The sequence below is a fragment of the Sphingobacterium sp. BIGb0116 genome, from assembly GCF_024808035.1.
In the GTDB taxonomy this organism is placed as follows: domain Bacteria; phylum Bacteroidota; class Bacteroidia; order Sphingobacteriales; family Sphingobacteriaceae; genus Sphingobacterium; species Sphingobacterium paramultivorum.
Genome location: NZ_JANUDT010000011.1, coordinates 319,473 through 330,439 on the forward strand (window position 1 = coordinate 319,473; position 10,967 = coordinate 330,439).

The following is a 10,967-nucleotide window of genomic DNA, read 5'->3' on the forward strand; positions in this document are numbered from 1 at the left end:
CGATCATGGACGGTGGAAGGCTTTTAGCTGCTATAATAGATCACGCTATTGATGGAATAATTACCATAGACAACAGGGGGAATGTGGAAAGCATTAACCCTGCTGCCTTGGAATTGTTCGGTTATCAGGCTGAAGAAGTGATCGGACACAATATCTCCATGTTAATGCCTGAACCTGATCGTGGCAATCACGATGGTTATCTGCATAATTACCAAACCACAGGTCACAAGAAAATCATCGGAATCGGCCGTGAAGTGATGGGCTTAAAGAAAAATGGAGAAACATTTCCATTTCGCTTGGCAGTCAGTGAGGTTTGGTTAAAAGATAAGAATATCTTTACCGGCTTTATTCACGATTTATCGCGTGAGAAGGCTGCCGAGGATATGCTCAAGCAACATGCAGCCGAACTTGAACATAAAGTCAGTGAGCGTACACGCGACCTGATCTCTCTGGTATCTGAACTTGAAAAAGCTAAAGCAGAAGTCTCAAAGTCTTTGGAAAAAGAAATTGAACTTAACCAGCTGAAATCACGGTTTGTGTCCATGGCCTCGCATGAGTTCCGGACACCTTTAAGCTCGGTTCAGCTTTCGGCTTCTCTGATTGAAAAGTATTCCGAACGACCGGATGATAAAGCTAATATCCTTAAACATACCAATAAAATTAAAAGTGCAGTTCAATTGCTCACAAGTATCCTGAACGACTTTCTGTCACTTGAAAAATTGGAAGCGGGTATTGTTGTGATGAATAAGCAGTACATCAATCTCGTTGAGTTGGCAGAAGAGATCACCGAAGAAATGCAATTGATCTGTAAGAAAAATCAGCATATTGTATACCAACATACCGGAGAAATTGGGCATTTCACCCTAGATCCAAATTTGTTGAAAAATGCTTTGGTCAACTTAATCTCCAACGCGATCAAATATTCCGGAGAAGATACCTTGATCGAATTCACAACCTGTATCGACGACGAAGGCTGCTTAATATCCGTGAAAGACAATGGTATTGGTATACCCGAGGAAGATCAGGTACATTTGTTTGAGCCTTTTTTTAGAGCACATAATACAGGTAATATCCCTGGTACAGGATTAGGTTTGAATATTGTAAAACGATACATCGAATTGATGGCGGGGCAGATGGAATTTGAATCGGAAGTACACAAAGGAACTTCATTCAGAGTAAGCTTTAAATAAAGGTGAACTTGCAGATTCGCATAACTGAATAAATAATTGCAGATGAGAAATAAAAAGACAATTCTAATTATTGAAGATAATATCGATATCCGAGAAGGGACTACCGAAATATTGGAGTTGACAGGAAGGTATGATGTCATTACAGCCGAAAATGGGCGCGTTGGCGTCGACCTGGCGACAAGACATATTCCTGATTTGATTCTCTGTGATATCATGATGCCTGAATTGGATGGTTACGGAGTCTTATTTATGTTAAGCAAAATTGAAAGTACAGCCAAAATTCCGTTCATTTTTCTGACTGCCAAAGCGGAACGCGCAGATATGCGCAAAGCGATGGAAATGGGGGCGGATGATTATTTGACGAAACCTTTTGATGATGTCGAATTGATGAATGCAATAGATGTTCGCCTCAAAAGACATGAGCAGCTTGCAGCAGATATCCCTCGGGAAGAAGATTTGAGTTTGAGCGCCGAAGAGCAGGTATTGTTGCTAAAAGAGCTAATTGCCAATTCACGTGTGAAAACAGTGAAGAAAAAACAGTCTATTTATGAAAAAGATGATTCGCCAACGTACGTCTATTTTGTGAAATCTGGTCAGGTACGCAGCTTTAAGTCCTATAAAGATGGACGTGAGCTGTCTACAGGTATTTTTATTGAAGGCAATTACTTTGGTTATGCTTCGATTTTGTTGAATGATAATTATGAAGACTACGCCGAAGCTGTTGAACAAAGTGAAATTGTGTTGATTCCAAAGGATAGTTTTTTGGAACTGTTATGGAAAAAACCTGCAATAGCCAGTAAATTTATTAAGCTCCTTTCTGTCGACTTACGTGAAAAAGAAGAGCAATTGCTGGGTTTTGCCTATCATTCTGTCCGTAAGCGTGTCGCCAATGCTTTGATTAGCGTTGCTGAAAAAAGTGGAGTCAATATCAATGAGGCTGATGCATGCTCAATTGATGTGACACGAGACGGCCTAGCTTCAATTGCAGGTACAGCCAATGAAACTGTTTCCCGTATGCTCTCCGACTTTAAAGAAGAAAAACTGATTTCGAAAGAAAAAGGAAAAATATACATCAATTCTATCAAGAACCTGCGGGATGTGAAGCAGTAGGGATCAGCAGCTAAGATTTAAAAATCAATTTACTAAAAAAGGCGTGTTCAGTTTTTCTGAACACGCTTTTTTTCTGATAGCCTATGTTTACTGATTTGTGTCTTTTCATTAAAGTATCAATGCGAGTTCGCTATGCCGTTTTATTGAACTAGTTTGGTTTCAATGAACGTATTGTACGCGATTATTGGCTAGATAATAGCTTTCGGTTGACTTTTAAAGCTGTTGATGTTAGCGAAATCATGCAAGTTTTTGTGAATTGTGATAAATATCATTTTAAGGTGTGGTGCTATATCATCTTTTTGCCCATATGCATGATTTACTTTTGTTCTTAGGATAAACCTTAATTGGTGATTGTAGAATCAGAATGAAAGTAGTAGTATATAATGTAAGGTCATTTGAAAAAGAGTTTTGGGCATTGGCAAATGCCAAACAACATGATTTGACTTTGATTTCAAATGGATTAAATGCGGAGACACAGAATTACGCGCGTGGAAAAGATGCGGTAGTTATTTCCGTGAGCGATATTTTGGACGAGAGCATGCTACTTAATTTAAAAGGGTTAGGGATCAATAAGATTATGACCCGCAGTAAGGATACTGCTCATATCGATCTGGTAAAGGCTGGAGATCTGCATATTCAGATTGCCAATGCGCCATTTGAAGATCAGAGTCCAAAAGGACTGGCAGAGCAGACCGTCCGGAATCTCAACTTATGGGGATTAGAAAAATGTGTTGGTAAAGCCTGTTGTTGTCTAAACGACTGTGCTAAAAAAATAAAATAAAATGATTACATCGCAGGTTACAATGGAAGAATTGGTGCAAAAATATAATGTTGCCGCACCGCGCTATACAAGCTATCCTACTGTTCCCTTTTGGGATAATGAAGCATTTTCTCGGGCGGCTTGGACTAATCAAGTCTACCAAACTTTCCAGCAGTCGAAAGAAAAAGGTATCAGCTTATATATACACCTTCCTTTTTGTGAAAGCCTCTGTACTTATTGTGGCTGCAATACGCGCATTACAAAAAACCATCGCGTTGAAGAACCTTATATTGCCGCTCTTTTGAAAGAATGGGAAATGTATGTCGCTTTATTTAAGGGAGAAAGACCGTTATTGGCAGAAATACATTTGGGTGGTGGTACTCCGACCTTTTTCCATCCGGATAATTTGAAGGTACTGATTGAGGGGATCCTTAAACACGCAGACCTGGCTCCTGATCGTTCATTCTCCTTTGAAGCTCACCCTGCTAATACAACCGTCACACATTTAGAAACCTTATTTGACTTGGGGTTTCGGCGCTTGAGCCTGGGAATACAGGATTTTGATCCACTTGTGCAGTTTGTGATCAACCGACATCAAACATCGGCGGAAGTGAAAGAAGTGATGCTGAATGCGCGGAAAATTGGATTTGAGTCGATCAACTTCGATTTGATCTATGGATTGCCTAAGCAAACATTGGCTACGGTGGAAGATACGATCCAAAAAGCGATGCTGCTCGGTCCAGACCGGATCTCTTTCTATAGCTATGCCCATGTGCCTTGGATAAAACCCGGTCAACGGCATTATACTGAAGCAGATCTACCTCATGGCGCAGCCAAACTCGCCTTATATAACCTTGGGAAAAAAATGATTTTGGCCCATGGCTATGAAGATGTCGGTATGGATCATTTTGCGAAAAGAGAGGACGAGTTATTTGTGGCTTTTCAACAAGAAAGATTACATCGCAATTTTATGGGGTATGCCGATCGATTTAGTCCCTTGTTAATCGGTATCGGAGTCTCTTCGATCAGCGATGCCTGGGGGGCTTTTGCTCAAAATGTGAAGACCGTAGAAGAATACCATAAACTCATTGATACAGGGGTATTGCCCGTTGTAAAAGGACATATACTCAACGAGGAGGATCTTCTTGTAAGGCGTTATATCCTCGATATGATGTGTAAAGGTAAAGTGCAGTTGCCGACAGGTGCGCCGTTGAATGAGCAGATTATCGACGAATTGTCTGAACTTGTTGCAGATGGTTTAGTCTCCATAACCGGCGAACTAATTCAATGTACTGCTATTGGACGCTCTTTTTTAAGAAATATCTGTATGGCCTTTGATCAGCGATTATTGCGTTCAAAAGCACAAAATCAATTATTTAGTCAGGCAATTTAGAACGAAGGTATGGGAGAGCTAAGGGATGAAATACAACTTGCAGAAAAATGTTTCCATTGCGGCGATAAAATTGAGGAAACGGGTTATCAGCTCGATCATCACGATTTTTGCTGTCTGGGGTGTCAGACCGTTTACCAGGTACTGAACGATAGTGGTATGCAGCAATATTATCGCTATAATCAGCACCCGGGTAAATCGAATAAATCCAAGCAAGAAGATTTTTCCTATCTGGATGAACCACAGATTGCCGGTAAATTAGTGGATTATAAAGATGATAAGATGACCATCATCACCTTTTATATTCCGGCTATTCACTGTAGCTCTTGTATCTGGTTGCTGGAAAATTTATATAAACTCAATCCCAATGTACTGCAGTCGCGCGTGGACTTTATGAAGAAACAGGCGAGCATTACATTCAATCACAATGAGCTGCCATTGAAAGACCTGGTTTATCTTTTGGTCAATATCGGTTATGACCCTAAAATCACCTTGCAGGATGTTGTAAAGGAAGGGAATAGAAATAATCTGAATCCTTTGGTCGCAAAAATTGCTGTTGCCGGTTTCTGTTTTGGAAATTCTATGTTATTCAGTTTCCCTGATTATTTTGGAATGGGGAGTTTTGAAAAGGAATATGCCAATTTCTTTGGTTATATAAACCTTGCCTTTGGTCTCCCTGTTTTATTGTATTGTGCATCGGATTATTTCAAATCGGCCTATTGGAGTCTGAAACAAAAGCGGTTGAATCTGGATGTGCCATTAGCTCTGGGAATCCTCGTGTTATTTTTGCGTTCCGCGTTTGAGGTGATCACACAGACAGGTGCCGGTTTTACGGATACGCTCTGTAGTCTTGTGTTTTTTATATTGATCGGAAAATGGGTACAACAACGTACCTATTATCATATCTCATTTGAACGGGATTACCGGAGTTATTTTCCGGTGGCTGTAACAGTATTGACCGAATCTGGGGATAAACCTGTACAATTAGCTGACGTTCATATAGGTGACCGTATCTTGGTTCGGAACAATGAAATTATACCGGCCGATGCTATGCTTTTAAAAGGTGATGCTGCGATAGATTTTAGCTTTGTAACGGGAGAATCAAGTCCGGTCAGTAAGACCTTAGGCGAAATTATCTATGCCGGTGGGCGCCAGACCGGGGAAGCGATAGAACTTGAAGTGGTCAAACCGATTTCACAGTCCTATTTGACCAAATTATGGAATAATGAGAATTATAAAGATTATGACAAACATTTTCAGACTTTTGTCAACTTTATAAGTAAATATTTTACTGTTGTTTTATTGGCTATTGCACTATTGGCGGCCTTGTTTTGGGCCGTTGATGGGAGTGCAAGCAGGGCTTGGGGAGCTTTTACGGCGGTATTGATTATTGCATGTCCATGTGCGTTGGCGTTGAGCTCTCCATTTACCCTTTCTGCGGCGCTAAGTATTTTTGATCGAAATAAGTTCTATGTGAAAAATACGGCTGCTATTGAGCAGATGGCAACGATTGATACCCTGGTGTTCGATAAAACTGGCACGATATCGTCGCCTAAAGCAACCTCAATTTATTTTGAAGGTAGCCTTTCGGCAGTTGACAAAAAACTACTGAATGCGGTATGTAGAAACTCTAGCCATCCGTTGAGCCGTGAAATCGTCAAGTGGCTGAATGTCTCTTCTGCTATTTCGATACAGGATTTTAAGGAATTTCCGGGAAAGGGGATGCAGGCTAATGTAGGTGGCAAGGAAATTAAAATCGGTAGTGCTAACTTTTTGAATATCGGTAATATTAAAACAGATGGTTCTGTGGTTTTTATTCGTATAGGTGAAGAGTTAAAAGGGTATTTTACCATGGAGCAATCCTGGCGGGATGGCCTTTCGGCTTTGATTGAAGATTTTAAAGTCGAATACGACCTTCATTTAATCTCAGGGGATAACGATAGACGTCTGGATGCACTCCAGTTAATTTTTCCCTCGAATGCAAGCCTGCTTTTTAATCAATCACCAATGGAAAAACTGGAAACCATTCAAAATTTTCAGGTAGCAGGAAAGCATGTCTGCATGATTGGTGATGGCCTTAATGATGCGGGGGCATTGCGTAAAGCAGATCTGGGTATCGCCGTGAGTGATGATATCAATAACTTCTCTCCCGGCTGTGATGCGATACTGGATGGGGAGTCATTTTCAAAAATGCCGGATTTCTTTGCTTTTAGCAAAGATGCGGTGAAAGTAATACATATGAGCTTTGGTATATCTCTTTTATATAATGTAATTGGATTGAGCTTTGCCGTGCAAGGTATTATGTCCCCGTTATTTGCCGCGATTCTAATGCCAATAAGTACGGTAACGATTATCTCCTTTACAAGTCTCATGACGAGGTGGTATGCCAAACGTCGTAAACTCTAGTTGTTATGGAAATAATGTATATTTTGATCGGTTGTAGTGTTTTGTTGGCTTTGGTTTTCCTATGTGCTTTTTTCTGGGCAAATAAAACCGGTCAGCATAATGATACCTATACACCTTCTATACGGATTCTGTTTGATGATGAAACGACAGAAGGGGAAGATAAAGAAGGTGACGTAACTAAAACGTTATCGTAATTAAATCAATTACTTTTTTTTGTAATTAAGGTTATTATCAATAAAATTGGGGGTAAATACCAATTTGAAATAAAAATACATGCATAATAATCCATTTTCATTAAAAGATAAGGTAGTTGTAATTACGGGAGGTACAGGGATTTTAGGCGAAGCATTTGTTGAGGCTTTGGCCGAGGCAGAAGCCAAAGTCGCAGTACTTGGACGTAATGGACAAATCGGAGCGGAGCGTGTCCAGCAGGTAGAGTCTGTTGGTGGCGAAGCTATATTTGTTGAAGTTGACATCATGAACGAACAGGATGTCACTCGGGCGAAAGATGAAGTTTTGCAAAAGTGGGGTAGGATAGACGCTTTAGTAAACGCCGTTGGAGGCAACATTCCAGGTGCAACAATTGGTGCCGATCAAGATTTATTTGCGAGCAATATTCAGGATACTATTAAAGCAATTGAGCTTAATTTGTATGGTACAATGATTCCTACGCATATTATTGGTCGTGTGATTGCTGAAAGCGGAAAAGGTGTCATCATCAATATATCTTCTCTTACAGCCAGTCGTCCTTTTACACGTGTTTTGGGCTATACTGTAGCAAAACACGGTATCGATGGGTATACAAAATGGATGGCCACCGAACTCGCTCAGCGTTACGGCGATCAAGTTCGTGTCAATGCAATCGCTCCCGGTGTATTCTTAACCAAACAAAACAAAAACTTATTGATCAATCCAGACGGTACGTATAGCGACCGTACCAAACGTATTCTTAACGGAACTCCCTATAACCGTTTGGGCGACCCTCGTGAGTTAAAAGGAACTTTAATCTATCTATTGAGCGATGCATCGGCCTTTGTGACAGGGGAGACGGTTTTTGTCGATGGTGGTTTTAATGCATGGTGTGGCGTTTAATTAAACTTTAAGATGAGAAAATTAGAACAAACCTGGCGTTGGTATGGTCCCAATGACCCGGTATCTTTACAAGATATCAAACAGGCTGGAGCTACTGGTATTGTTACGGCATTACATCATATTCCACACGGTGAGGTATGGCCACTTGCCGATATTCAAGAAAGAAAACGCATTATAGAAGATGCTGGTCTTACCTGGTCTGTTGTGGAAAGTGTGACAGTACATGAGGAGATTAAGACAAAAGGTGCTAGGGTCGATGAATACCTTCAGAAATATAATGAGACTTTAACCAATCTTGCACAATGCGGCATCAAAACAATTTGTTATAATTTTATGCCGGTGCTGGACTGGACACGTACACAATTGGATTTAACCATGGCGGATGGTTCAAAAGCATTGTATTTTGACTGGATTGATTTGGCACTTTTTGATATTTTTATATTGAAACGTGATGAGGCACAGACAGCGTATCCAGAGGATGTTGTTAAACGTGCGACTTTACGATTTGATGAAATTTCCGAACAGCAAAAAGAAGAATTGGCAAATGTTGTCTTAATGGGGATCCCCGGAGAGAAAAATGTGGAATTGGATGCGTTAAAAGCGAGCATTGATACCTATAAACATATTGGGAAAGATGGTTTACGCGATAATTTGGTTTATTTCCTTCGGGGAATTGCGGCAACTTGTGAGGATAACGGTATATGTATGACTATTCATCCCGATGATCCACCGTATCCTATTTTAGGTTTGCCCCGCATCGCCAGTAATGGTGCGGATTTCGATTATTTTTTAAATGCGGTTCCACAACGATTTAATGGTGTCTGCTTTTGTACAGGATCCTTGGGCGCCAGTCAGACAAACGATCTGCCGGCTATCTTAGAAAATATTAAAGGGCGGGTAAACTTTGTTCACTTACGGAATGTGAGGAAAGATGCGATCGGAAGCTTTTATGAGGCAGACCATTTGGATGGGGATGTCAATATGTATAAAATCATGAAAATCCTGGTTGCTGAAAATCAATTGCGATCTACAGCGATCCCATTCAGACCAGATCACGGCCATCAGATGCTGGATGATCTGAATAAAGTAACAAATCCAGGGTATTCTGCCATTGGAAGATTGAGAGGGCTTGCGGAATTACGGGGCCTAGAGTATGGTATTGTTGGTGAATGATACCAATAATTCAGGCGAAGATTAGAGATTATGACCTGTAATAGAGGTCTAGCATAAAGACAGTCGGGAAATAGGGGAGCTAACTTCTTATTTCCCGACTGTTTTGTTTTAAGTATGTCGATGAGACTATAATCAAAAGAATTATAAGGAAGATTTGCGAATGATGAGCTGTGTTGGAAGCTCAATCGTTTCAAATTCATGTATTGGTCTTGTTTGGTTAATGGTGGCGATTAATTTATTTGTCGCCAGTTCCCCAATTTCTGTTGCCGGTTGTACAACTGTGGATAGTGCCGGATTTAAGGAAGCTGCTATCTGTGTGTTTGAAAAACCAATAACGGCGACCTCGGAAGGGACTTGAATCTGAAGCTCAGCCAAAATACCTAGTGTTCGGGTTGTAATAACATCCGTAGCGCCGAAAATCGCATCTATACTTTTATGTTCAAGATATTCTTTGCGCAAAATCTCCCGAATTGTTTCGTCTATATCGGTGGTATTATTAAAACTACATTCGATATAATGTCTATTATCAAAAGGAATCCCCGCATCTGATAAAGCAGATTTGAAGCCATTTAATCGTTCGGCTGCCACACCTAAGTTCTTTCCGGTGATATGTAAAATATTCTTTTTACCTTGTTCGATGAGATGCTTTGTGGCATTATATGAACCCTGGAAATTATTGACACCAACCTTGAATGTGTCGAGCTGGTGATTGATACGATCAAAAATAACGACTGGGATCTGCGATTTTATCAATGCTTTTAGCTCTTCAATATTTGAATCGGAAGAAACCGGAGATATCATTAAGCCATCAATACCGCGCATGCGTAAGACGTCAATACAATTTTTTTCGATCCGTTCATCTTCCCGGCTTTGCATGAAAATAACGTCATAGACGGTCTGTTGAGAGGCTATTTGAATTCCATCGAGGATTTGTGAAACGAATGTATTGCTAATATTGGATACAATAACCCCTATTGTATTGGATTTTCCTATTTTTAAGCTCCGTGCCAACTTATTTGGGTGGAAATTATGCTTTTTGGCATATTCCTGAACCATCTTTTTAGTCGCTTCACTTATTTCGTAGCTGTCTGATAATGCTTTGGAAACCGTCGAAACAGAAATATTGAGTGCCAACGCTATATCTTTCAGGGTAGTTCTGCTCATCGCTCTGGTGGTTATTTTAAGATGATAAATCTACATAAAAAAATAGATAAATAGGTTTTTTATCTTGATAAGTGGACCAATGCTGCTATTATTTGGCTTTTCATATTGATATTTTGCTTGTTTCAGCGGCAGTTTTGACAAAAGGGGAGGCCTGTTGTTACCCCGCTTAGACTCGAATTGTATACTGATTTATAATTAATACCAATATAACACCGTTTTAACAGGGTGTTAATAGGGGTTGTACCCCTGCTAACCCCCTGTTAACCCCCTGTTAACCCCCTGTTATCTCCCTGTAATACCCCTATTAATTATAGACAAAAGTTAAACGAAATTGGTAATAGATCCGATGCGAAGCCTGCCTCCATACTATATATGATGACCTGGGTTCTGTGAATGGCCCAATCTGGCGGCCGGATCAGCCATTCCAGCCCTCCGATCACCTGTTTTACGAAAAGAATCTCGCACCGTTACAGGCAGTTAAGGGCGGAATGAAATAAATAAGAACAAAAGGCTTGGAAGTGATTGTAAAAACTCCCTATCTTTGCACCACTCCGCAAGGGAGGGACGGTTGCCACGAAAGAGGGAACCATGAAAAAAGAAGGGTTTAAGAGAAGCCTGACAGGATTTAAAATCCCGCTCAGTTTATTTTAAACGCGGAAATCGAAAAAAGGGAAAAGAAAAA

The 10,967-nt window shown here is 40.4% G+C and carries 9 protein-coding genes; 8 read left to right on the top strand and 1 reads right to left on the bottom strand.

The window, feature by feature from the left end:
• The first annotated feature begins 5 nt into the window (after positions 1-5).
• From M2419_RS24190 to uxuA, 8 genes are all read left to right on the top strand, one after another.
• Entirely contained in the window at positions 6-1,190 is a 1,185-nt protein-coding gene (locus tag M2419_RS24190; RefSeq protein ID WP_159729155.1) for a PAS domain-containing sensor histidine kinase, read from the top strand.
• Positions 1,191-1,232: 42 nt separating this feature from the next.
• A complete protein-coding gene (locus tag M2419_RS24195; RefSeq protein ID WP_153844966.1) occupies positions 1,233-2,300 on the top strand; it encodes a response regulator in 1,068 nt (355 codons plus the stop codon).
• 364 nt (positions 2,301-2,664) lie between these two features.
• Positions 2,665-3,081 carry a lactate dehydrogenase gene (locus M2419_RS24200; protein ID WP_120336507.1) on the top strand — a complete coding sequence of 139 codons (417 nt, stop codon included), beginning with the start codon at positions 2,665-2,667 and terminating at the stop codon, positions 3,079-3,081.
• Between the two features lies 1 nt (position 3,082).
• A complete protein-coding gene (hemN, locus tag M2419_RS24205) occupies positions 3,083-4,453 on the top strand; it encodes an oxygen-independent coproporphyrinogen III oxidase (protein ID WP_182332918.1) in 1,371 nt (456 codons plus the stop codon).
• 9 nt (positions 4,454-4,462) lie between these two features.
• Positions 4,463-6,856, top strand: a complete 2,394-nt coding sequence (locus tag M2419_RS24210) for a heavy metal translocating P-type ATPase metal-binding domain-containing protein (protein ID WP_153844965.1) — start codon at positions 4,463-4,465, stop codon at positions 6,854-6,856.
• A 5-nt stretch (positions 6,857-6,861) separates the two neighbouring features.
• Positions 6,862-7,050 (top strand): cbb3-type cytochrome oxidase assembly protein CcoS, encoded by a 189-nt coding sequence (gene ccoS, locus M2419_RS24215; RefSeq protein WP_075991720.1) that lies wholly within the window; start codon positions 6,862-6,864, stop codon positions 7,048-7,050.
• 79 nt (positions 7,051-7,129) lie between these two features.
• Positions 7,130-7,948: an SDR family oxidoreductase gene (locus M2419_RS24220; protein ID WP_088160737.1), complete on the top strand. Its 819-nt coding sequence runs from the start codon at positions 7,130-7,132 to the stop codon at positions 7,946-7,948.
• A 12-nt stretch (positions 7,949-7,960) separates the two neighbouring features.
• Positions 7,961-9,121, top strand: a complete 1,161-nt coding sequence (gene uxuA / locus M2419_RS24225; RefSeq protein ID WP_182332914.1) for a mannonate dehydratase — start codon at positions 7,961-7,963, stop codon at positions 9,119-9,121.
• A gap of 141 nt (positions 9,122-9,262) precedes the next feature.
• On the opposite strand, the gene M2419_RS24230 is transcribed toward uxuA, so the two are convergent.
• Positions 9,263-10,285, bottom strand: coding sequence for a LacI family DNA-binding transcriptional regulator (locus M2419_RS24230; protein WP_120336504.1), 1,023 nt, complete (start codon positions 10,283-10,285; stop codon positions 9,263-9,265).
• Positions 10,286-10,967: the final 682 nt, after the last annotated feature.